Source organism: Streptomonospora halophila (assembly GCF_039542725.1).
GTDB classification, from domain to species: Bacteria; Actinomycetota; Actinomycetes; order Streptosporangiales; family Streptosporangiaceae; genus Streptomonospora; species Streptomonospora halophila.
Genome location: NZ_BAABIK010000003.1, coordinates 20,650 through 42,951 on the forward strand (window position 1 = coordinate 20,650; position 22,302 = coordinate 42,951).

General features: G+C 73.1%; 19 protein-coding genes. 9 read left to right on the top strand and 10 right to left on the bottom strand.

Annotation, left to right across the window (positions count from 1 at the left end; translation table 11 throughout):
- The first annotated feature begins 2 nt into the window (after window positions 1-2).
- From ABEA15_RS03645 to ABEA15_RS03660, 4 genes are all read left to right on the top strand, one after another.
- Window positions 3-785, top strand: a complete 783-nt coding sequence (locus ABEA15_RS03645; protein ID WP_344140952.1) for an enoyl-CoA hydratase-related protein — start codon at window positions 3-5, stop codon at window positions 783-785.
- 161 nt (window positions 786-946) lie between these two features.
- Window positions 947-1,948, top strand: a complete 1,002-nt coding sequence (locus ABEA15_RS03650; RefSeq protein ID WP_345555480.1) for a Bug family tripartite tricarboxylate transporter substrate binding protein — start codon at window positions 947-949, stop codon at window positions 1,946-1,948.
- Window positions 1,948-2,697: a tripartite tricarboxylate transporter TctB family protein gene (locus ABEA15_RS03655; protein WP_345555481.1), complete on the top strand. Its 750-nt coding sequence runs from the start codon at window positions 1,948-1,950 to the stop codon at window positions 2,695-2,697. Before ABEA15_RS03650 ends, ABEA15_RS03655 begins: the two co-directional genes overlap by 1 nt.
- 42 nt (window positions 2,698-2,739) lie before the next feature.
- The gene (locus tag ABEA15_RS03660; RefSeq protein WP_345555482.1) at window positions 2,740-4,428 is read left to right on the top strand and encodes a tripartite tricarboxylate transporter permease; all 1,689 of its coding nucleotides are present in this window, start codon (window positions 2,740-2,742) and stop codon (window positions 4,426-4,428) included.
- Window positions 4,429-4,565: 137 nt separating this feature from the next.
- Here ABEA15_RS03660 and ABEA15_RS03665 read toward each other — a convergent pair whose 3' ends face one another.
- On the bottom strand, window positions 4,566-6,524 hold the full coding sequence (locus tag ABEA15_RS03665) for a heavy metal translocating P-type ATPase (protein ID WP_425579352.1): 1,959 nt from the start codon (window positions 6,522-6,524) through the stop codon (window positions 4,566-4,568).
- 104 nt (window positions 6,525-6,628) lie between these two features.
- Here ABEA15_RS03665 and ABEA15_RS03670 point away from each other — a divergent pair, with 104 nt between their 5' ends.
- Complete coding sequence (locus ABEA15_RS03670; protein WP_344140948.1) at window positions 6,629-7,027, top strand: ArsR/SmtB family transcription factor; 399 nt, start codon at window positions 6,629-6,631, stop codon at window positions 7,025-7,027.
- Window positions 7,028-7,253: 226 nt separating this feature from the next.
- Here ABEA15_RS03670 and ABEA15_RS03675 read toward each other — a convergent pair whose 3' ends face one another.
- On the bottom strand, window positions 7,254-7,877 hold the full coding sequence (locus tag ABEA15_RS03675; protein WP_345555484.1) for a class I SAM-dependent methyltransferase: 624 nt from the start codon (window positions 7,875-7,877) through the stop codon (window positions 7,254-7,256).
- A gap of 453 nt (window positions 7,878-8,330) precedes the next feature.
- Here ABEA15_RS03675 and ABEA15_RS03680 point away from each other — a divergent pair, with 453 nt between their 5' ends.
- On the top strand, window positions 8,331-8,582 hold the full coding sequence (locus ABEA15_RS03680) for a hypothetical protein (protein WP_345555485.1): 252 nt from the start codon (window positions 8,331-8,333) through the stop codon (window positions 8,580-8,582).
- A 1,412-nt stretch (window positions 8,583-9,994) separates the two neighbouring features.
- On the opposite strand, the gene ABEA15_RS03685 is transcribed toward ABEA15_RS03680, so the two are convergent.
- The 4 genes from ABEA15_RS03685 to ABEA15_RS03700 all read right to left on the bottom strand — a co-directional run bounded on the left by ABEA15_RS03685 (window position 9,995) and on the right by ABEA15_RS03700 (window position 13,638).
- On the bottom strand, window positions 9,995-10,633 hold the full coding sequence (locus ABEA15_RS03685) for a response regulator (protein WP_345555486.1): 639 nt from the start codon (window positions 10,631-10,633) through the stop codon (window positions 9,995-9,997).
- Entirely contained in the window at window positions 10,621-12,102 is a 1,482-nt protein-coding gene (locus ABEA15_RS03690) for a sensor histidine kinase (protein ID WP_345555487.1), read from the bottom strand. The genes ABEA15_RS03685 and ABEA15_RS03690 overlap by 13 nt, the downstream gene beginning before the upstream one ends.
- A 346-nt stretch (window positions 12,103-12,448) precedes the next feature.
- Window positions 12,449-13,024 (bottom strand): GNAT family N-acetyltransferase, encoded by a 576-nt coding sequence (locus ABEA15_RS03695; RefSeq protein ID WP_345555488.1) that lies wholly within the window; start codon window positions 13,022-13,024, stop codon window positions 12,449-12,451.
- A 140-nt stretch (window positions 13,025-13,164) separates the two neighbouring features.
- Window positions 13,165-13,638, bottom strand: coding sequence for a nitroreductase/quinone reductase family protein (locus ABEA15_RS03700; protein WP_345555489.1), 474 nt, complete (start codon window positions 13,636-13,638; stop codon window positions 13,165-13,167).
- A gap of 348 nt (window positions 13,639-13,986) precedes the next feature.
- Here ABEA15_RS03700 and ABEA15_RS03705 point away from each other — a divergent pair, with 348 nt between their 5' ends.
- Entirely contained in the window at window positions 13,987-14,637 is a 651-nt protein-coding gene (locus ABEA15_RS03705; protein ID WP_344140941.1) for a PadR family transcriptional regulator, read from the top strand.
- A 201-nt stretch (window positions 14,638-14,838) separates the two neighbouring features.
- On the top strand, window positions 14,839-16,062 hold the full coding sequence (locus ABEA15_RS03710; protein WP_345555490.1) for an FAD-dependent oxidoreductase: 1,224 nt from the start codon (window positions 14,839-14,841) through the stop codon (window positions 16,060-16,062).
- Window positions 16,063-16,351: 289 nt separating this feature from the next.
- Here the strand turns inward: ABEA15_RS03710 and ABEA15_RS03715 are convergent, their stop codons facing one another.
- Window positions 16,352-16,747: a hypothetical protein gene (locus ABEA15_RS03715; protein WP_345555491.1), complete on the bottom strand. Its 396-nt coding sequence runs from the start codon at window positions 16,745-16,747 to the stop codon at window positions 16,352-16,354.
- Window positions 16,748-16,906: 159 nt separating this feature from the next.
- Here ABEA15_RS03715 and ABEA15_RS03720 point away from each other — a divergent pair, with 159 nt between their 5' ends.
- Complete coding sequence (locus ABEA15_RS03720; RefSeq protein ID WP_345555492.1) at window positions 16,907-17,584, top strand: TetR/AcrR family transcriptional regulator; 678 nt, start codon at window positions 16,907-16,909, stop codon at window positions 17,582-17,584.
- A 1,098-nt stretch (window positions 17,585-18,682) separates the two neighbouring features.
- On the opposite strand, the gene ABEA15_RS03725 is transcribed toward ABEA15_RS03720, so the two are convergent.
- The 3 genes from ABEA15_RS03725 to ABEA15_RS03735 all read right to left on the bottom strand — a co-directional run bounded on the left by ABEA15_RS03725 (window position 18,683) and on the right by ABEA15_RS03735 (window position 22,187).
- Window positions 18,683-20,311 carry a peptide chain release factor 3 gene (locus tag ABEA15_RS03725; protein WP_344140936.1) on the bottom strand — a complete coding sequence of 543 codons (1,629 nt, stop codon included), beginning with the start codon at window positions 20,309-20,311 and terminating at the stop codon, window positions 18,683-18,685.
- A 16-nt stretch (window positions 20,312-20,327) separates the two neighbouring features.
- Window positions 20,328-20,741 (bottom strand): MerR family transcriptional regulator, encoded by a 414-nt coding sequence (locus ABEA15_RS03730; protein ID WP_344140935.1) that lies wholly within the window; start codon window positions 20,739-20,741, stop codon window positions 20,328-20,330.
- A 444-nt stretch (window positions 20,742-21,185) separates the two neighbouring features.
- On the bottom strand, window positions 21,186-22,187 hold the full coding sequence (locus ABEA15_RS03735; RefSeq protein WP_345555494.1) for a LacI family DNA-binding transcriptional regulator: 1,002 nt from the start codon (window positions 22,185-22,187) through the stop codon (window positions 21,186-21,188).
- Between the last annotated feature and the right edge of the window lie 115 nt (window positions 22,188-22,302).

The window sequence follows — 22,302 nt, forward strand, 5'->3', positions numbered from 1 at the left end:
CCATGTCCGACGACCTCCAGGTGGAGCGCTCCGGCGCGGTGGCGACCCTGACCCTCGACCGGCCCGAGAGCCGCAACGCCATCAGCCTGCAGATGTACCGCGACCTGCCCGGCATCCTGCGCGGCATCGACGACGACCCCCGCGTCAAGGTGCTGGTGGTGCGCGGCGCGGGCACCAAGGCCTTCGCCGCGGGCGCCGACATCAGCGAGTTCCGCGAGGTCCGCTCCGACGCCGAGAGCGCGCGCTCCTACAACGAGCAGGTGGCCGCCGCGGAGCAGGCGCTGGAGGGCATGGCCAAGCCCACCGTCGCCATGGTGCACGGCTACTGCGTCGGCGGCGGCTGCGGGCTGGCGCTCGCCTGCGACCTGCGGTTCTGCGACACCGCCGCGAAGTTCGCGATCACCCCGTCCAAGCTCGGCCTCGTCTACAGCCTGGAGTCCACCCGGCGCCTGGTCGACCTGGTCGGCCCCGCGCAGGCCAAGTGGGTCCTGTTCTCCGGCCGGCGGATGGACGCCGAGCACGCGCTGCGCACCGGTCTGGTCGACACCGTGGCCGAGCCGGACGGGCTGTCCGAGCAGGTGTACGGCTTCGCCGAGCTGGTGGGCACCCGGGCGCAGTACAGCGTCCGTGCGGCCAAGGAGATCGTCCGCCGCATCGTGGCCGGTCAGCGCCGCGACGACGCCGAGACCACCGACCTGCGCAACTCCTCCTTCGACACCGAGGACTACGCCGAGGGCGTGCGCGCCTTCCTGGAGAAGCGCCAGCCGGAGTTCACCTGGTCGTGACGGCGGCGCGCCTCCTCCGCCGCCGCACGGCCCGCATCGCGACCGCGGGGCGCCGACCCGATGCCCGCCCCGCACCCACCGTCACAGCGACGGCACGCCCACAGCGGAACCCCGCACCCCACCCCCCGTAACAGCCACTGTGCCGGCAAGGAGGCACCGCCATGCCGATCAACAAGCCCGTATTGCTACCGGTCCTGGCCTCACTGGCCTCGGCCGCCCTCGTGGCCGCGCTCACCGCCTGCGGCGCGGGTTCGTCGACGGTCCAGGAGAACCCCGACGACTACCCGAGCCGCGAGCTCGACTGGACCATCGCGTTCGGCCCCGGCGGCGGCAACGACATCATGAGCCGCACCATCGTCGAGATCCTCAACAAGAAGGACCTGTACCCCGCCGACATCGTCGTGGAGAACCGCGAGGGCGGCAGCGGCGCCAAGGGTTGGGGCCACCTGCTCAGCAACTCCGGCGACCCCTACGTCATCTCGTCCACCTCGGGATCGTTCATCACCACGCCCCTGCAGGCCGACACCGGCTGGACCCCCGCCGACTTCACCCACATCGGGCTGTTCGCCACCGACGACACGCTGTTCGTCACCCCCGGCTCCAGCGACCTGACCACCTGGGAGGACTGGGTGGCCCACGCCGAGGACGAGGGGAAGGTGACGGTCGGCGGGATCGGCACGGTCAACGTCGACTACATCATCCAGGCCGCCCTGGCCGAGCAGGCCGGCTACAAGATCGAGTACGTGCCCTTCAACGAGGAGGGCCAGTTGCAGACGGCCCTGTCGTCGGGCTCGCTGGACGCGATCGTCTCCAACCCCGGCTCGATCATGGGCCAGGTCGAGAGCGGCGACGTCAACCCGCTGCTGTTCACCGGAATGAAGCGGCTGAAGGCGCTGCCCGACGTCCCCACCGGCGAGGAACTGGGCTATGAGGACCTGGTCTCGATGCCGCGCGGGCTCATCCTGCCGCCCGACGCGCCCGACTACGCCCGCGAGTGGTGGATCACGACGATGAAGAAGGTCGTCAAGACCGACGCCTGGCAGGAGTACCTGGACAAGAACTACCTGACGGCGGACGTCCGCTGGGGCGACGACTTCACGTCCTACCTGGACGCCACCGGCACGCGCTTCGAGAAGGAGCTGAAGGAGCAGGGGGCCATCTGATGGCCGGGACGCCGACCTCGCGGGTGCGGCTGCCGTTCCAGCGCGCCTCCGCCGAACGCACCGCGGGCGGCCCCTCCGGACAGGGCCCGTCCCCAGCGCAACCGGAGGGCGGCGGCCCCGGGGGGCCCGCGGGCGGCCGACGCCGCCCGCGGGTATCGGGGGAGACCGTCTTCTATCTCATCGTCGGCGCGGTGCTGACCGGCTACACGGTCATGGCGTTCGGCATGGAGTGGCAGACGACCGCCGGCCGGGTGGGGCCCGGGCTCTTCCCGCGCATCATCGGCGTCCTGGGTGTCGCCGCCTGCGCGATCTGCACCGTGCAGAGCGTGCTCCGGCGGCGTCCGGAGGGCGCGGACGAGCGGGACGCGGGTGAGCAGACCGCGGACAGCGGGGACGGCGCCGCCGCGGCCGGGGAGCGGGACACTGCGCAGGCCGAGCGGCCCTCCGGCGCCGAGCCGGCCGCCGCGGCCGGGGAGCCCGCCGCGGCCGGCGGCGGGCAGGCGCAGCGGCGCCACCCCTGGGCCGTGGTGGCGCTCTGCGCGATCCTCGCCGCCTTCGTCACCGTGCTGGTGCCGGTGGGTGCGGTGGTCACCGGTTCCGTTGCGCTCATCGCGGCCCTGCTGGTCTGCGACCGGTCGCACCCGGTGCGGTCCGTGGTGATCGGAGCGATATTCCCGGTGGCGCTGTACGCCGTGTTCGTGTACGGCCTCAACGCCCCGCTGCCCGCCGGGATCCTCCCGCTGTACTAGCGCCCATCCGCAAGCCGAGACCGCAGATCCCTCGGAGCCAGCATGGACATCTTCGCCAACCTGGTGAACGGCATCATCGGAGTGCTGTCGCCCACCACCCTCCTCTTCCTGTGCATCGGCGTGCTCGTGGGCATGTTCGTCGGCGCGATCCCCGGCCTGGGCGCTTCGGCGGGGCTGGCGATCCTGCTCCCGCTCACCTTCGGCCTCGACCCCACCACGGCGATCGTCATGCTCGCCGCCGTCTACTACGGCGCGATGTACGGCAACACGATCACGGCGGTGCTGATCAACACCCCCGGCGACTCGGCCGGGGTCGCCACCACCCTGGAGGGCCATCCCATGGCCCAGAAGGGGCGGGCCGGACCGGCCCTGGTGATCGCGGCGGTGGCCTCGTTCGCCGCCGGCACGATCGCGGTCGTGCTGCTGACGGTCACCGCGCCGATGATGGCGGGCGTCGCCGCGTCCTTCGGCCCGCCCGAGCTGTTCCTTCTCGTCGTCATCGGGCTGCTCACCCTCATCGTGCTCGTCGGCCGCAACTGGCTGCGCGGTCTGGTCTCGGTGCTGATCGGCTTCGCCATCGGCACCGTGGGGATCGACGTCGGCGGCGGCACGCAGCGCTACACCTTCGGGTCCACCGAGCTGATCAACGGGATCAACTTCATTCCCGTGGCCATCGGCCTGTTCGGGCTGGGCGAGATCCTGTGGACGCTCTACCGCGGCGGGCACCTCGACGGCGCCTCGCCGATGCGGCTGGACCGGCGCGCCGGCGCATTCTGGCCCAGCAGGCAGGAGTGGCGCCAAGCCCGGATGCCGATCGCGCGCAACACTCCGCTGGGGTTCGTGCTCGGCGTGATCCCGGGTGCCGGGGCCACCGTCGCCTCGCTGATCGCCTACAGCGTGGAGAAGGGCCTGTCCAAGCGCCCCGAGCGCTTCGGCAAGGGAGCCGTCGAGGGCCTGGCGGCGCCGGAGTCGGCCAACAACGCGGCGGCCACGGGCGCGATGGTGCCGCTGCTGACCCTGGGCATCCCCGGTTCGGCCTCCACGGCGGTGCTGCTCGGCGGCTTCCTGATGTGGGGGCTGCAGCCGGGGCCGCTGCTGATGGCCGAGGAGCCGCAGTTCGCCTGGGGCCTGATCGCCAGCATGTACCTGGGAAACGTGATGCTGCTGCTGGTCAGCATCTTCTGCATCCCGATGTTCGCCGCTGTCACCAGGACGCCGTTCCGCACCCTGGGCCCGCTGGTCATCATCCTGTGCGCGTTCGGCGCCTTCGCCGTCAACGGCAGCGTCGTCGAGGTGGGCATCATGTTCGCCTGCGGCGTGCTGGGGTTCTTCATGCGCAAGCACGGCATGTCGCCGGCGGCGACGGTGATCGCGCTGGTGCTGGGGCCCATCGCCGAGGAGACGCTGCGCCAGACCCTCCTGCTCGACGGCGGGACGGAGGTCTTCCTGCACCGCACGCCGTCGCTGGTGCTGCTGGGCGTGATGGTCCTGGTGCTGTGCGCGCCGCTGCTGGGGGCGCCGCTCAAGCGCGGCGCGGCCCGGCTCGCGGGTCGGCGCCGCGCGGCGGGAGCGGCCGCGGGCGCCGGCGCCGAGCCGGGAGGCGGGCCGCGCGACACGGGTGAGCCGGGAGGCGAGCCGGGTGGGTCGGACGGTTCGCACGGCGGTTCGGCGGGTGCGGCCGTCGGCGGCTCCGAGGACGATCGCCGGAACGAGGGCTCCGGAGGAGGCTGAGCAGCGCAGACGCCCGAGCGCGCCCGCCGGTCCCACCCCTCCGGGGCCGGCGGGCGCACCGCGTTGGCGCGGCGCGGCGTGGCCCATTGGGGCACGGGCGCGGCGCCGTGTGGCACAGCGGGGTGCGGCGCAGTCCGTCACCCGGACGCGGCGCTCCGCCAGGCCCGTTCGCCCAGCAGGCGCAGACCGTTCAGCGCGACCAGGACCGTCGAGCCCTCGTGCCCGGCGACCGCGAGCGGCAGCGGAAGGGTGCCCGCCAGGTCCCACACCACCAGCCCGGAGATGAACACCGAGGCGATCACCAGGTTCTGCACGACCAGCGTGCGCGCCCGGCGCGCCAGGCTCACCGCGGCGGGCACGGCGATCAGCTCGTCGCGCACCACGGCGGCGTCGGCGCTCTCCAGGGCGAGGTCGGAACCCGCGCCGCCCATGGCCATGCCGCAGTCGGCCGCCGCCAGCGCGGGCGCGTCGTTGACCCCGTCGCCGACCATCAGCACCCGGTGGCCCGCGTCCTCGGCCGAGCGGACCGCGGCGACCTTGTCCTCGGGCAGCAGCCCGGCGCGGACGTCGGTGATGCCCGTCTCGGCGGCCGCGTGCTCGGCCGCGCGCGGGTTGTCGCCGGTGAGCAGCAGGGGCGGGGCGCCGGTCAGCGCGGTCAGCCGGGAGACGGCCGCTGCGGCTTCGGGACGCAGCCGGTCGGCGACGCCCAGCACCCCCGCGGGCTCGCCGTCGACGAGCACCACCACCGCGGTCCGGCCGCGCTCCTCCAGCAGCCGGGCCTCGTCGGCCGCCGCCGCGGCGGCCGCGCCCTCGCCGAGCAGGCGCGCCGGGGAACCGGCCTCGACCCTGCGCCCCTCCACCGTCGCGGACACGCCCAGTCCGGGAGCGGCGGCGAACTCCGCGGCGGGGGCGATCGGCAGCCCGCGGGCGCGGGCGCCACCCACGACGGCGGCGGCCAGCGGATGCTCGCTGGAGTGCTCGGCCGCGGCCGCCAGGGCAAGTAGCCCGTTCTCGTCCAGCGGGCCGCCTGCCAGCGGGCGCACGTCGGCCAGTCGGGGGGAGCCCTCGGTCAGCGTCCCGGTCTTGTCCAGTGCGACGCGGTCGCACAGCGCAAGCCGCTCCAGCGCGCGGGCGGACTTGACCAGTACACCGTGGCGGCCGGCGTTGGCGATCGCCGCGAGCATCGGCGGCATGGTGGCCAGGATCAGCGCGCAGGGGGAGGCGACGATCATGAAGGTCATCGCGCGCAGCAGGGTCGGCTCCAGCTCGGCGCCCCACAGCAGTGGCACCGCGAAAAGGGCCACGGTGGCGGCGACCATGCCGATCGAGTAGCGCTGCTCGACCTTCTCGATGAACAGCTGTGTTCCGGCCTTGGTGCGGGTGGCCTCCTCGACCATGGCGACGATGCGCGCGATCACCGAGTCGCCGGGGTCGCGCTCGACCTCGACCCGCAGCATGCCGGTCCCATTGACCGTGCCCGCGAAGACCTCGTCGCCGACCTCCTTGGCCTTGGGCAGCGGCTCCCCGGTGATCGAGGCCTGGTCGACTTCGCCGGCACCCTCGATCACGCGCCCGTCGGCGCCCACGCGCTCGCCCGGTCGCACCACGATCACCTCGCCCGGACGCAGGTCGGCGGCCGGGACGACCTCTTCGGCGCCGTCGGCGCGGACCCGGCTGGCGCGGTGCGGGGTCACGTCGAGCAGGTCGCGCACCGAGTCGGCGGTGCGGGCGGTGGCCACGGCCTCCAGCGCGCCCGAGGTGGCGAAGATGACGATGAGCAGCGCACCGTCCAGCACCTGGCCGATCCCGGCGGCGCCCAGCGCGGCGGCCACCATGAGCAGGTCGACGTCCAAGCGCCTCTCGCGCAGCGCGCGCAGCCCTTCCAAGGCGGGCTCCCAGCCGCCGGCCGCGTAGGTGAGCGCGTACAGCGGGGCCCACGCCCAGACGGGGGCGCCGAGCAGGTCCAGCGGCAGGGCGGCGGCGAAGAGCGCGAGAGCGGCGGCGGCCCAGCGCACCTCCGACAGCGCGAACATCCGGGCGAGCCGTCCCGGCGCGCGGCCGGTGCCGGGCACGGGCGGGGAGAGCACAGCGGTCACAGCGGATTCCTTCCAGGCGGGCGGCGGGACCGGCGGGCTCCACTTTACAGGAATACATGAACATTAGTTCAAGTGTTCATTGGTCCGGCCGGTAGACTGTCCGCATGGGTCACCGAGTCACCACTCCCGCTGAGGCCGTCCCCCGTACCCGGCTGGACACGGCCGACGCCGAGCAGGTGGCCACCACCCTTCAGGCGCTGGCGACCCCGTCACGGCTGCTGATCCTCGCCCGCCTGCGTGAGGGCCCGCTGCCCGCCACGGCTTTGGCCGCCGAAGTGGGGCTGGAGCAGTCGGCCTGCTCCCACCAGTTGCGCCTGCTGCGCAACCTGGGGTTGGTCGTGGGGACCCGCCAAGGCCGGTCGGTCGTCTACGCCCTGCACGACGACCACGTGGCCGCGCTGCTCGACCACGCGCTTTATCACGTGGAGCACCTGCGCCTCGGTGGCGGCGGCGTCGACGCCTCCGATGGCGCGCGCGAGGGGGAGGCCGAGACCGTCCGCTGAGCGTGGAGCGGCGAGGAGCGAGGGGAGCGGGCTCCCTCGGAGCGGTGTATGCCGGTCGCCGGTCCGGCGCATCGTTCGGTCGGCTGGGGCGCTTCGCCGGCCCGGGCGCCAGAGCACGAGTGCGCCGGGTGCCAGGGTGCCCGCACATCCGCGTGCCTGCTGCGCGCCCGGCGGCGCGGGGTCCGGTGCCCGGACGCGGCGGTGACCAGGGGCTTGCGGGGTCGGGCTAGCTGCGGCGCAGCACCCACTGCAAAGCGCGCAGCGGGCGGCCGTTGAGGCTGGTCGACTCCGTCGCACGGGCCTCCACGAGTTCGCACCCCGGGAAGAGCGACTCCAGGTGCGCAGGGTCGTGGTGGCGGAACACGCCGCCGTCGGGGTTGGTGAAGACCCCGTGGACGGGATGGGACGAGACCGCGTAGGAGGCGCGGTAGTGCTCGCTGTCCTGCAACGGGTAGTCGCACAGGAACACCAGCCCGCCGGGTGCGCACAGCCGCTCGATCTCGGCGGCGACCCGGCGCTGCTCGTCGTCGTCGGGGATCACCGCGAGCACCGAGATGAGCAGGACCGCGTCGAACGCGCCGTCCGGGTGCGCCAGCGGAAGGCGGGGCGCATGCTCCAGCCGCAGGTCGGGCGACTCGCGGCGGCCGCGTGCGATGAGCGCCGCCGACGGGTCCGCGCCGATGGTGTTGCGGAAGCCCGCCCGCGCGAGGTCGCGCATCGCCCGCCCGTAGCCGCATCCGAAGTCCAGGATGCGCGCCCCTGTATCCAGGCGCGCGGCGATGGCCTGGAGCGGGACGGGATACGTGAACGCCTTGGCGGCTCCGGGGCCCTCCCAGTAGGCGCTGACCACGGCCTGCCTCCTTCCCGACCGGTCCTCGCGCTCCGCGCGGCCCGCGGGCGGCCGGTCGGCACGACTATGCCACCGGATGGGCCCGGGTTGGAGCGGTCGCAGGTCCCGGAATCCGGCGGACTTAGCGGGGGCGCCTCGGGTGGCGGGCGCCGGTTTGCGGGCCGCGCGGGTTGGCGGGCGTCGCGGGCTTGCAGGCCTCGCGGGTTGGCGGGGCGCGCCGTTGGCGCCCGCAGGCGGGCGGGCGCGCAGGTGGCGGCTGCTCAGGGGCGGCTGCGCAGGCGGGTCGATGGTCGGGGAGGCGGTGTGCAGCCAACTGGACACCGGATCGGCGAGCGGAGGGGATCGAGCGCGAAGGGGGCCGATCCGTAGCGTTCATGGTGTCGCTAAGGCGGTGTCTGCCCAGGTCGGACACCGTATCCCGAACGAGCAGCACCGATTCGCCGAGGAGTATCAGTGTCCGAGCCCGACCGCACCTCCCCGCCCTCCGCCCCCTCCTCCGCGCAGGCCGGCTCGCACACGCGACGCCCCGCCGACCGCGCGATGCTCGTACAGATTCTGCTGTGGACCCTGTTCGCCGTGTTCCTCGGCGGCAACGCCGCGGCCTCGCTGGTGGGTCTGCACCTGGCACTCGACGCCGCCTTCGGCGCAGGCGCCCTCGCCTGCCTCGCCGCCGCGATCATCCACCACCGCACGACCCGCCGTTGACCGCAGCCGAAGACAGAGTGCGCGCCCCTCGCCCGCCTGGCGGGTGAAGTGCGGGCAGTGAGGGCGGCGGGCGGTTGCGCGTGCGGTTATCGGGTTGCGTGCTCGGTGGTTGGTCGCCCGGCGGTGCGGTGAGGGCGGTGGATGGTTGGGCTTGCGGTGGTCGGTTCGGGTGCTCGCCGGTGCGGTCGAAACGGGGCGGCGAAGGCGGTGGATGGTTGCGCCTGCGGTGGTCGGTCCGGGTGCTCGCCGGTTGCGGTCGCGGCGGGGCGGCGAGAGCGGTGGTCGGCCTGAGTGTGCGGCGATTACCCGCGACGCCGCGCGCGCCGAAAGCGACGCGGCCTCAGGCACCACCAAGCGCGCGGTGAAGTTTCCCCTTATGTCTTAATTGCCGCCCAGTTCGCGTGTCGCCGTGTCGACGAACCCACCGAATGCACCACTGAGTGGCCTATGAGCGTGGTTTTCCGCCCTCTCGTCGCCGCGCGGGTGCCCGTAGCGAGTTTCTAGTTGGAACAAATCGGGCAATCCCCCCTGAAATATTCCGGATTGCGGACTCTTCTGTGGGCGGCGATGTCCCCGACCTGCAAGATGCCGGTTCGTGGGGCCGCAGGGGCGCCGACCAGGATTCGTTCGTCCGAACAGTCCGAGCTTCCGCGCCCATTCGCCGTACTCGTGGCTCGTCGCGCGGCGGTCGTCCGTCCGTGGCTTCCAGGTGCGGCTTCTGGAAGTGAACGCAACGGGAGGAATCGGTCATTCGGGGCAGGGGGGGCGGGTTGAGGGGGCGACGGAACTGCTCCAATGCACACGGCGATCCTCCGGCGTGGCGCAAACTCCCTTCATGGAAGGGGATTCGTGGTTCTATGTCCGCAATGCCCTGGGAGTTGACGGCTCGGACGCGCTGCCGGGGGTGACGAGACCCGCCGGATGCAGCACTGGACGGCCTCTCAATGCGGTTTTTCGCAGTCTCGTCGCTGAGCGGATGCTCGCGGCGGGCTTGAAAACAGGTGAAACCGGTCAAATGGACTCGCGGTCTTCTGCATCGCGGAACTTTGATGGAGTCGGTGCGTCGCTCGCTGGTCTCAGCGGGCCTCGTGCATTTCAGACGCTCGGTCGCGGATCAATCTGCCCGAGTATGCCGACCCTCAGCCGACCGGCCAAGGTCCGCGCCCGAGAACGGATTGGCTCGCCGCTCACCCGAGCACCCCGCTGCCCTTGCTGCCGCATCGTCGGGTGCCGAGCCGGTGGGTATCGGGTGCGGTTGGTCGCGGGCTGGTGCGTGCGCTGCCGTCGCTGCCTCGTCGGGTGGTCAGCCGGCGGGGACCGGGTGCGATGGTCGCAAAACCCGAGCCCCCCTCACCGCCGCCGTCCTCCGCTCATCTCTCCCCGGGAACACACTCCCTTCCCTCCCCGGGAACTCACGCGCCCAGGTAGGCCAGCACCGCGCGGACCCGGCGGTGGCCCGTGTCGCCGTCGGCGAGGTCGAGCTTTGTGAAGATGCGGCCGATGTGCTTGTGGACCGCGCCCTCGGTCACCACCATGCGGTCGGCGATGGCGGTGTTGTCCAGCCCTTCGGCCATCAGCGCCAGCACCTCCCGCTCACGCGGGGTGAGCCGTGCGAGGGGGCGCTCCCGGCGGGTCAGGAGCTGGCCGACGACCTCGGGGTCCATCGCCGTTCCGCCCGCCGCGACCCGGGCCAGCGCGTCGAGGAACTCCTCCACTCGGGCGACGCGGTCCTTGAGCAGGTAGCCGACGCCGCGGGCGCCGTCGGCGAACAGCTCGGACGCGTAGACCTCTTCGACGTACTGGGAGAACACGAGCACGGGCAGTCCCGGCCGGGCGTGGCGCGCGTCGATCGCGGCGCGCAGGCCCTCCTCGCGGAAGTCCGGGGGCAGCCGCACATCGGCGATCAGCACGTCGGGGGAGTGCTCGTCCACTGCGTCGAGCAGGCCTCGGGCGTCGCCGAGCACGGCGGCCACCTCGTGGCCCCCGGTCTCCAGCAGCAGCTTCAACCCCTCGGCGAGGATGGTGTTGTCCTCGACGATCACGACTCGCACGGCAGCTCCACAGTGATCCTGGTCGGGCCGCCCGCGGGGCTGGTTACCGACGTCGTTCCGTCCAGTGCCGCCACACGGCGGCGGATTCCGCTGAGGCCGGTGCCTCCGGACGCTCCGGCGCGGGTCGCGCCGCCTCGGGCCACCGCGGCCCCGGGCGCGCCGTCGCCGGATACCGCCGCCCCGGTGGGGCCGCCTCCGGCTCCGCCGTCCCGGCTGCCGTCCACACCATCCGTATCCATCGCGGCATCCGTATCCATCGCGCCATCCGAGGTCACCGCGCCGTCCGGGGCCACCGCGCCCTCCGCGCTCCCGGCATCACCGTCCACGCCGCCTGCACCGGCTGCGAGGAGTGCGTCCTCTGCCCCGCCGACGCCGTCATCGGAGACCTCCACGATCAGGGTGGCCCCCACGCGGTCGACGCGCACTGCGGCGGCGGAGGCCCGCGCGTGCTTGGCGGCGTTGGTGAGCGCCTCGGCAACCACGAAGTAGGCCGCTGCCTGCACCGAAGCCGGCACAACGCCGAGCTCGCCCATCTCGACACGCGTGGGCACGGCGCATCGGGCGCCGAGTGCCGAGACGGCGCCGTCGAGGCCCCGGTCGGCGAGGATGGGCGGGTACATGGTGCGGATGACGTCGCGCAGCTCGGTCATCGCCTCCTCCGCGCGGCCGCGGATCTGGCCCAGGAGCTCGGCCGCCCGGTCAGGGTCTTTGGAGAGCATCTGCTCGGCGACGCCCACCCGCATGGCCAGCTCGACCAGCCGGGCCTGCGTGCCGTCGTGCAGATCGCGCTCGATGCGGCGCAGCTCGTCGCCGTGCGCCTTCAGCGCCTCGGCACGCGTGTGCGACAGCTCCTCGACGCGCTGGCTCAGGCGCGCCGCCTCGATCTCGGCGGGCGAAGGCGAAAGCAGCCGGTCCATCAGGCGGGCGTAGCCTCCGGCGATGACCTGAGTCCCCCAGAGGAAGAGCGCCGCGTACACCAGCACCTCGGCCACCCCGCCGAGGAGTACCGACGTCCAGCCGGTGGCCTCGAACCACAGGAAGGTCGGGGGCTCGGGGGCGCCCCACCACACGGCCATCTCCAGCAGAGTGGCGGGAACTCCGAGGGAGGCCATCACACCGACGACACCGGCGAACGGGCCCAGAAGCGCGTGCACGAGCAGTCCGCGCAGGGCGCGCCGCGTCGCCGGCTCGCCCGCCAGCGCGCGCAGTTGCCGCGGTGCATCGGAGGGCGGCGCGGCGGGAAGCGGGGTGAGGCCGAGCCGGTGAAGGGATCGGCGGTGTTCCCACTCCGCCCACTGGCGCACGGCGGAGAGCAGCGGAAGCAGGAGGAAGACGCCCACGCCGAGTGGGACGAGCACGGTGCCCAGCAGCAGCAGCGGCAGCATGACGAGCGCCGCGATGCCGGTGGGAAACGACGCCAGCAGGTAGAGCGTCGCGCGCCCGCTGCCGAGCAACCGTTCGATGTTCATAACGCGGCCTTCCGACTCCCTGCCCGTGCCCGCTGAGGCTCGGCATGCCTTTTGATTCTGCCGCAATCGGGTGTACGGCGGCTGTCCCGCCAACTGGACATCCCGCAATCCCCGCCGCTGCACCCGGCGGCGGCGTTCGGTCGCAGAGCGCTCCGCAACCGCCGGCGGGTGCGGTCGAATGCGCATCCCCGAGCGGGGCTGCGCGTCCCCGAGCGGGGCGGAGCGTCCCCGAGCGGGGCGGGCCGGTCTCGGCGACGCACGTGCGACGACCCCGCTCCGCTCATGGAAGCGCTGGAAGCGGGTGCCCGCCGGACAGCGTTCGCCCGGAAGGCGGCCTGAGCCGCTGTCAGCGGCCGGCCGAGGTCGTGTCCGGGTGGCTGTCAGCCACGGGCGGGCGGTCGATGCGGTAGACGTGGTGCAGCGGTTCGTCGAGCGGGTTGTCGGGCTCCATCGCGCCGCTGGCCACGCGCTGCAGTCCGGCGTTCTCCAGTGCGCGCCACGACGCCGTGTTGGCGGCGACGACGGCGACCATCACGGACGGCGCCTCGGGGCAGTCGTGCCACGTCTTCTCGATGAACGCCCGGATCATCCTGGTTCCGATCCCGCGCCCCACCCGGTCGGGCGGCCCGATCAGATAGTCGATCACGACCGTGCCTTCGGGCACCGCGGTGATCGCGGACAGGGAGGCGAGCTCCTCGGGGTAGTCTGCCGGCCGCGACCGCTGGACCAGGCCGACGGGGTCGCCGCCGAGCAGCGCGAGCCAGTCCTGCGAGGGCTCCTTGCCGCGAGCGGCGGGACCGAAGTCGCGTGCCACCGCCTCAGCAGAGGTCTCGTGGTTCCACCAGCGCGATACGTGCGGCTGCGCCAGCCACTCGCACAGCAGCGGGAAGTCCTGCGGGCCGATCCGGCGCCAGGTGAACATCGTGCCCCCGAGCGGTTCGTGAGTGACCCGAGCATACGCCGACCGGCAAGCCCCGGGCCCGCCCCCTGCCGACCGGCGAAGTGCGAGCGGCCGCGGGCCCTGACCGCCCCGACCACCGCGGCCAGGCCTCCCGGCGCCGGTCAGTCCGGTTCGCCGGGCTCCTTGGGCCCGCTCCGCGTGCCCCGACCGCCGAGCACCTCGAAGACCGGATGGTCTGGCAGGTCGGCGGCGAACTCGTGGACGGGGGAGCCGGGACGGGTGCGCAGCCAGCGGCCGCGGGCGACCTCCTCGGCGAACACCTTCAGGGCCGCGCAGGCGTCCTCGCCGCCGACCTCGACCAGCCGCACGGGCTCGCTCCCTCCGCGTCCGCGCAGTGTCGCCGCGCCGTCAGCGCGTGCGTTGGCGACCCAGGCGGCCGCGCCGCTGCTGGCGACCAGCCACCGCCGCCCGTTCCACCGGACCGGGCTGACCGGGGTGGAGCGCAGGGCCCCCGACGTCCGTCCGACCACGGTCAGCACGTGCGCGCGCCCGACTGGGAGACCGATGCGCACCGCCAGCCGCACGACGGTGTTGAGCGCGCGCATGCCTGCCGTAGCGCGGAACGGACGACTCACCGAGGGCCTCCTGAGGTGTACCGGAATGCGTGCCCGGCCGATGCTAGCCGCGCACCCGGCCGCGGGGGCGGCTGCGTCCGGTTCGGGACAGCGCCGCCCCCGCGGCTCGTCTTCGCCGGCACCTCTGCCACCGCGCCGGGGAGGTCCACCCGGGCCGGAGCCGCGCCGCCGGATCGCCGTTACTGCAGCCGCCGCGATGCCGTGCGGGCGGCGGTCGGGCGCTGCCTGCCAGGAGCGGGCGGTCCCTGCCAGGAGCAGGCAGTCCCGGGCAAGACGGCACGAAGGCGTTGCCGACCATCACTCGTCAACGTATATTCGTATGCGAGTAACCGTAGACGAGGAACAGATATGGCGAACCGCCGCAAAGTAGGCAACCTGCTCGCCCTCGCCGTCCTCTCGGTGGTGGTCCAGCGCCCGATGCACCCCTACGAGGTCGCCTCAGTGCTGCGCGCCCGCGGTAAGGAGGACGACATGGAGATCAAGTGGGGCTCCCTCTACACGGTGGTGCGGAACCTGGCCAAGCACGGGTTCGTGGAGGCCGTCGAGAGCGAGCGCGCGGGTGCCCGCCCGGAGCGCACGGTCTACCGGATCACTGATGCCGGCCGGGCGGAGCTGGTCGACTGGGCCGCCGAGCTGGTGTCGACGCCGCAGCCGGAGCGGCCGCGCTTCAAGGCCGGCCTGTCGGTGCTCGCGGCCCTGGAGCCCGACGAGGCCCTGACGATGCTCCGGCGCCGGCTCGACGCGCTCGACAGGGGCAACGCGTCCCTGCGCGAGGCGCTGGACCGGAACCGGCGGGACGTGCCGCGGCTGTTCCTCGTCGAGGACGAGTACGAGATCGCCGTCCGTGAGGCCGAGGCCGACTGGGTCCGCTCGCTCGTCGGCGAGCTGTCCTCCGGGAGTTTCCCCGGCCTGGAGGAGTGGGCCGGGTGGCACGCGACGGGCGAGGTGCCCTCCGGAGTCGCCGAGCTCGCGGAAGCGGAAGGGGAGGACGACCGATAGGGAGAACGGCCCCGGCGGAGGTGTTGCAGCACCGTCGCCGGGGCCGGGCACTCGAACCGCACCCGGTAGAAGCGAGTCCGGTCGCGAAGTGGCAAGCGCAGCATATCCGGCTCACCTCACGGGACGCGGTTCGGAGCAGACCGAACCGAACACAGAGGGCACGGGTACCACCCGGTCCCTCGGAGAGTCCTGAGGAGTGTCATGTCGAGTACGAGAACGGCGCTGGTGATCGGTGGGGGCATTGCGGGCCCCGTCGCGGCTCTGGCGCTGCGGAACGCGGGCGTCGAGGCGACCGTCTACGAGGCCCATCCCTCCACCGCCGACGGTGTCGGAGGCAGTCTCGCGATCGCCCCCAACGGCCAGGCGGCGCTGGAGGTGGTCGGCGCCCGCGACGCCGCGGAGGCCGGCTCCATCCCGCTCCACCGCTCGGCGCTGTCGTTCGGCGGGCGGGAGGTCGAGCTACCGCATCTGGCCGGGCTGCCCCCGATGCGGCTCGTGCAGCGCGGCGACCTGTACCGCGCGCTGCACGACCTGGCGGCGTCCCGAGGCGTCCGAACGGAGTACGGCAAGCGCCTGGTCGCGGCCGAGGAGAGGGCCGACGGCGTCACCGCCCGGTTCGCCGACGGCACCTCGGCGGGCGCCGACGTGCTCGTCGGCGCGGACGGCGTGCACTCGGTGGTCCGCAAGCTGATCGACCCCGACGCGCCCGACCCCGGCTACACCGGTGTCCTGGGCTTCGAGGGGGTGGCCGACCACCGGGTGCGGCGCGAATCCGGTTCCCTGACCTTCACCTTCGGCAAACGGGCCTACTACCTCTACTGGCCCCGCCCCGACGGCCGTACCGGCTGGGGCGCGAACCTGCCGCAGGAGCGGCCGATGCCGCTGGCCGAGGCGCGCGAGGTCCCGCCCGAGGAGTGGCTGCGGCTGCTGCGCGAGGCGTACGGCGACGACGACCCGGGCGGCGACCTGATGCGCAGCACTCCCGCCGACCTCCTGCAGGTCAGCGGCTCGCTGCACATCCTGCCGCACGTGCCGCGCTGGCACAGCCGGCGCATGGTGCTGGTGGGCGACGCGGTGCACGCGCCCTCCAACAGCTCGGGGCAGGGAGCGTCGCTGGCCGTCGAGAGCGCGGTGGAGCTCGCCCGCTGCCTGCGCGATCTCCCCGACCCCCGCAGCGCGTTCGACGCCTACGAGCGCAGCCGCCGGCCGCGGGTGGAGAAGGTGGCCGCCCGCGCGGCCAAGACGAACACGCTCAAGGCGCCCGGTCCCGTAGCACGGGTGCTGATGCCTTTTCTGATGCGGCTGCTGCTCAGGACGGCGCTCGACCCGGAGAAGGCCTTCGGCGCCGAGCAGCGGTACAGGATCGACTGGGACGCTTCGGTGCGGGCGGCGGAGACGGATGTGGAGGCGGCGCCGGGGGCGTGAGCGTGGTGGGGGCGTGAACGTGGTCGGGGTGCGCCAGGGGAGCGGCGACCGGTGAGCCGCCCGGTTCGCGGGGTTCGCGGGATCTGCGGAGCGGCGCGGGGTGGATCGGCGCCGGCGGCGGCGCTGATCGCCACACCCCTCCGGCCCTGACCACCGCCGGATCGGCAGCGGGCAGGGCCGGCACGGAAGCGGCGCCGGTCGCACCAATGGCGCGCGGCCGAAGGCGTGGCGGACGGGTGGTCGCTTAGCGGCGGCCGCCCGTCCGCGTGGCTGCGCTGGCGGGCCCGGGTCAGGCGGCGGTGCCGGCGGCCGGGCTTTCGCCGTCCTCTCTGCGGTCGTCGAGGCGCACTGTGAGGCTGACGCGGCCCTTGGCGTAGGGCCGGGCGACCGCGTGTCCGGTGCGAACCTGTTCGTCCAGCTCCAGGGAGATGGGCCGGCCCTCGCCCGTGAAGTTGCGCCACCACCGCTTCCGCTCGGGCATGGCGACGTTGATCGTGACGGTCTCCCCGCTGCGGCGGTAGGAGACCGGCGTCGAGAACGTGCGCCCCGAGCGCCGGCCCGTGTAGGTGACGACGGTCAGGCGCCTGCGCGCAAGTCGCCCCCATCGCGGGGAGGTGCGCAGTGCGGTCGTGAACCCGTTGATGGGGCGGATCAGCCAGTGCGGAAGCGGTCCCTTGTATCGCACGAGACCTCCTGGTGTGCGGGCGTGGGGGCGGGTCGAGTGCAGGCCGCGGCCGCCTGGACCTGCGGCGGCGACCTCGGCGGGGTGGACCCGCGTCTCCGTTCGCCGCAACACTAGCGGGGTAAGTGGAGACCCCCATCCGGTTGCACGGAAGTGAGAAGAATGGGCGCCGAAGACTCTCGCCTGCGGCCCGACCGCCGGGCTCCGGCCCAGGAGCCGCGCCTGCGCGCCGACGCGCTGCACAACCGCAACCGGATTCTGGAGGTCGCCGCCGACCTGCTGGCCGAGCGCGGGCTCGACGTGCCGATGGCCGCGGTCGCCAGACACGCCGGCGTGGGGGTGGCGACCCTCTACCGGCGCTTCCCCACGAGGCGGGCCCTCATCCAAGAGGTGTTCGCCGACCAGTTCGCGGCGTGCGTCGCGGCCGTCGACGAGGCGCTCACCTGCCTCGACCCCTGGGACGCGTTCCGCGGTGCCGTCGAGCAGGTGTGCGCGGTGCAGGCGGGCAACCCGGGTTTCAACTCGGCGTTCGTCGCTGCCTACTTCGAGGAGTTCGGCATCAGCGGCGAACTCGACCGGGTGACGTGCGGGCTGAACGAGCTGGCGCGCCGAGCCAAGGACGCCGGCCGCCTGCGGGCGGACTTCGCGACCTCGGACTTCACCCTGCTGATCATGGCCAACAGCGGTATCTCCGCCCAGGCACCCGAAGCCGCTCCAACGGCCTCCCGCAGGCTCGTCGCCTATCTGCTCGACTCCTTCCGCGCCGACAGGGCCGCACCCGCCGACTCCCTTCCGCCGCCCGCCCCGCTCGACCTGTACGACATCCTCCGCTCGCGGTAAGCGGCAGGACCACCAGGCTGCTCGCTTGCTCGCACGGCCGGGACGCGCGGAGTGTTCGCCGGTGGCGGTTGGGAGGGGCGGAGGTGGCGGTGGGGGATTGAGGCCGCGCGGGTCGGTTCGGGTGCTTGCGGGTTGCGGTTGCGACGGGGCGGCGAGGCGAGGGTGGGGGTTCGGGTGGCGTCATGGGCTCGGCGCGCGGATGGTCGCGCGTGACAGTCGGACGAATCAGGCATTTGGAGTGCACGCACGGCTTGGAGGAGCGACGAGACCGCCCTGAGCCTTACGTCGGCGCTCCGGTGCGCCGTGGCGCCCCTCCGGGGAGAGGGATAGCTGGATGAATGCCCCTTTTGCGCCCCTGATGGAGCGGCCCGCACGGGGGTCAGTGTCGACGAAACCCCTCTGATGCACCTCTCAAGGGTCTTTGAGTGCTGTTTTCGGCGGTCTCGTGGCCGTTCAGAAGCTCAGAGCGATCGCAAAAGCAGGCGAATCGGGCAAATTGCCTGGTGAGTTTCCGTATAGCGGAAGATCGGCGGGGGCTGGCTGCTTCGCTGCTGATCGAGCCGTGCCCGTTTCGCCTCGCGGAGGCAAGCGCTATCCATCCGCCCGAAATGTCCGCCGTGGGCTTCAGTGCGCGCTGCTGGTACTGCGTTCGCCGGGGCCGCGACCGGCGGGCACCCGGACCGATCACCGCGCGCCCCGCCGTCCGCCGCCCTCGCCGCCTGCCTGGTTCACCGGCGGGTACCGGGTGCGGTGGGTTGGGGCTCAACCGTCCGCTTGCCCGCTGCTTCGTTGGGGCCGTGGCTGGCGGGCACGCGGTGCGATGGGCGCGTGCCCCGCCGTCCGCTGTCCCCGCTGCCCCGTCGGGACCGTGACCGGCGGGTGCGCGGTCCGATTACCGCGTGCCCAGCCGTCCGCTGCTGTCGCTGCCTCGATGGGGCCGTGACTAGCGGGCTTCCGATTCGATACCGCGCGTCCGCCATTTACCGCCCTCGCCGCCGCGTCGGAACCGCGAGCGGCTACGGACCCGGACTGATGGGCGCGGCCCTCACCGCTCCCCACTGGCGGCCCTCACCAGCCCCGGTCCCGCCTACCGCGCCTCTAAGCCTCGGCGTCGGCGCCGCCGGCCAGGAGAGGCTCCAGAACCAGGTTCGGGTTGTCGCGCGTGATCACCCTCAGCCGGTACTTGTTGTGGACCAGGACCAGCAGCTCACCATCGGCGCGGCGCTTGAGGACCTCCGCGCCCGAGAGGGCGTGGGCGGCCGGGGCCGAGGCGGCGTCGGTGCGCCGTGCCAGCGAGTATTCCAGGTGCGCCAGCTCGATCGGGGCGCGGAACTCCTCGGCCATGCGGTGGGCCACCACGTCGAACTGCAGCGGGCCGACGGCCGCCAGCACCGGAGCCTGCTCGCCGCGCACGTCCGAGGTCAGCACCTGCACCACGCCCTCGGCGTCGAGCTGGGCGATCCCGCGCTGGAACTGCTTGTAGCGGCCGGCGTCCTTGGCCCGGGCCACGGCGAAGTGCTCGGGCGCGAAGCTGGGGATCGGCGCGTATTCCACCTTCGGACCCGAGTAAAGGGTGTCGCCCACGCTCAGCGCGGCGGCGTTGACCAGCGCGATCACGTCGCCCGGGTAGGCCGACTCGATGGTGGAGCGCTCGCTGCCGAACACCGCCTGGGTGTACTTGGTCGCGAACGGGCGCCCGGTCGCTCCGTGGGTGAGCACCATGCCGCGGTCGAAGCGCCCCGAGGAGATGCGCAGGAACGCCATCCGGTCGCGGTGCGCCTTGTCCATGTTCGCCTGCATCTTGAACACCTGGCCGGAGAAGGGGGCGCCGACCGGCCGCCGCTCGCCGTGGACGTCGACCGGGTCCTCGGGAGCCGGCGCCAGCTTCACCAGCGTCTCCAGCAGTTGCGACACGCCGAAGTTGGGCAGCGCGGCGCCGAAGAGCACCGGCGAGGACTCCCCGGCGAGGAAGGACTTCTCGTCGAAGTGCGCCTCGATCTCACCGAGCAGCTCGATCTCCTCGACAGCCTGGGTCCAGGTCTCCTGCTCGGTCTCGGCCGCCCGCTCGGCGTCCATCCGCTCCTCGACGGCGCGGGTGGCGCCGCCGGGGGTGCGCGTGAGCTTGGTGTAGGAGCCGTCGGAGCGGTCGATGAGCCCGCGGAAGTCGCCGGCGATGCCCACCGGCCAGTTCAGCGGGGTGGGCCGCAGGCCGATGCGCTGCTCGATCTCGTCCAGCAGCTCCAAGGGCTCGCGTCCGGGCCGGTCCCACTTGTTGACGAAGGTGATCACCGGCATGTTGCGGGCGCGGCAGACCTCGAACAGCTTCAGGGTCTGGGGCTCCAGGCCCTTGGCCGAGTCCAGCAGCATGATCGCGCAGTCCACCGCCGAGAGCACCCGGTAGGTGTCCTCGGAGAAGTCGGCGTGGCCGGGGGTGTCGAGGAGGTTGAGCACGCAGTCGCCGTAGTCGATGCGCAGTGCCGCGGAGGTGATGGAGATGCCGCGGGCCTGCTCCATATCCATCCAGTCGGAGGTGACCCCGCGCCGCTCGCCCTTGCCGTGCACTGCGCCCGCCGAGGTGATGGCGGCGGCGTGCAGGGCCAGCGCCTCGGTGAGCGTGGACTTGCCCGCGTCGGGGTGGGAGATCACAGCGAAGGTGCGCCGCCGCGCGGCCTCGCCGGTGACCTCCGCGGTCGTCTTCGCGTCGCTTTCTGTGGCCGTCGTATTCAACGCTGCTGCTCGTTCCTCACCTGTCGCCGGTCGGTGCGAGGTGCGCGCGCCGCTGGTCGCTCAACCGCTCGGCGAACTCCTCGGCCATTGCCAACTGCTCGCGCAGGGCGCGGCAGCGCTCTTCGGCGGCCTGCTCGAACATGTCCAGCCGTGCGGCCAGGTGCGCCCGCCGTTCCTCGGTCAGACCGGGTTCGGCGAGGCTGTCCAGAACCTCCAGCAGGTCGCGGGTCTCCTCCAGGCTGAAGTCGAGCGGTTTCATCCGCTTGATCAGCAGCAGTCGGTCGAGGTCGGCCTCGGTGTAGAGCCGGAACCCGCCGCGTGAGCGGGCCGAGGGTTCGACCAGCCCGACCTCGCCGTAGTAGCGAATGGTTCGCAGCGACAGGCCCGTGCGTTGGGCGACCTGACCGATCTGCATGTGCTCGGCGCCCATCCACGCACCTCCTGGCCACAACTCTACCCTCACGTGAGAAACGCGGGTCCGGCTTCGCCGTTCCGTCGTCGAGGGTAGCCCTCTCGCGTTCCCCGGGCGCCGCGGACAGCCGGACCGCAGCACGCGGGTACGCGGACGCGCAGCGCCCGCCGTCCCGCCCGCGCGCCGGCTTGGCCGCGCCCCGCCTGCGCAGGACATGTCCGCGCCCGCTTGTCCGCCCGAGCACCGTCCCGCCCGTGCGTCGGCTTGCCGCACTCTCGCCTGCGCAGGGTATGGGGTGCGCCCGCCGTCCCGCCCGCACGCAGGCTTCGCCGCGCCCCCTGGCCGCAGGTCGGCTTGGCCGCGCGCCTGTCCGCGCGCCGGCATCGCCGCGCACGCCCGCGAAGCGAGGCCGGCGGGCGCGACCGCCGGCGCGGTGGCCCGACCGCCGGCGCGGCGGTGCGGTCACGCCGGGGCGGGTCCGGTGGAGTCGCGGATGACCAGGTGGGAGGGCAGTACCACGCGGCGGGGGCCGTCCTCGGCGGCGCGGGCCGAGGCCTTGTTCAGCAGGATCTCCACAGCCGCGCGGCCGGCCTCCTCCTGCGGGCCGGCCAGCGTGGTCAGGGCGGGCACGCAGAAGTCGGCGCCGAAGATGTCGTCGTAGCCCGCCACGCTGAGCTGGTCGGGCACCGACACCCCCCGCTCGGCCAACCGCCGCAGTATCCCGATCGCCAGCAGGTCGTTGTGGGCGACGACGGCCGTCGCGCCCGAGACCAGCGCCGCGTCGGCGGCGGCTCCGCCGCCCGCGACCTGCGGTGGGAACGGACCCAGCCGCGTCGCGGCTATCCCGCGCTCCTCGGCCCCCGCGCTCAGCGCCCGCCAGCGTTCGCCCGCGAGCCACGACCCGTGCGGGCCCGACAGGTAGACGAGCGAGCGGTGCCCCAGCGAGGCGAGGTGGTCCACGAGCTGCCGGCTGCCCGAGGCGTTGTCTATGACGACGCCGGGCAGGCCGTCGACCTCGCGGTCGATGAGGGCCAGGTTGTGCTCGCGGGCGAGGTCGGCGGTGGTGGCGTCGGGCATGCGGCTCGACGCCAGCACGAAGCCGTCGACCGATCGGGCCAGGCGCTCGATCTTGTCGCGCTCGGTGTCGGCGGACTCGTCGGTGAACCCGAGGATGAAGGTGATGTCCGCGGCCGTCGCACGGCGCTCCGCACCGCGGATGGTGCCGAAGAAGTGCGGGTTGGCGATGTCGGGCACGAGCATCGCCACGGTCGCCGTGCGGCCCGACTGCAGGGCGGTGGCCAGCGGGTTGGGGTGGTAGCCGAGGCGCTCGGCGACCGCCAGCACGTGCCGGCGGGTGGCCGCGTTGACCCGGCGCGGGTTGCCGAAGGTGCGGGAGACCGTGGAGGCGGCGACACCGGCCTCGCGGGCGACGTCGTAGACGGTCGTGCGCTTGGGGGTGGTCATGATGTGTCCGTTGTACGTGAGATGACAACATTTGGCAATCGCTTGTCATGCAATGCGGCGGAAATCTAGGGTTCACACAATCCGTGCTGCGGACCGGCGTTCACCGGCCTGAGCA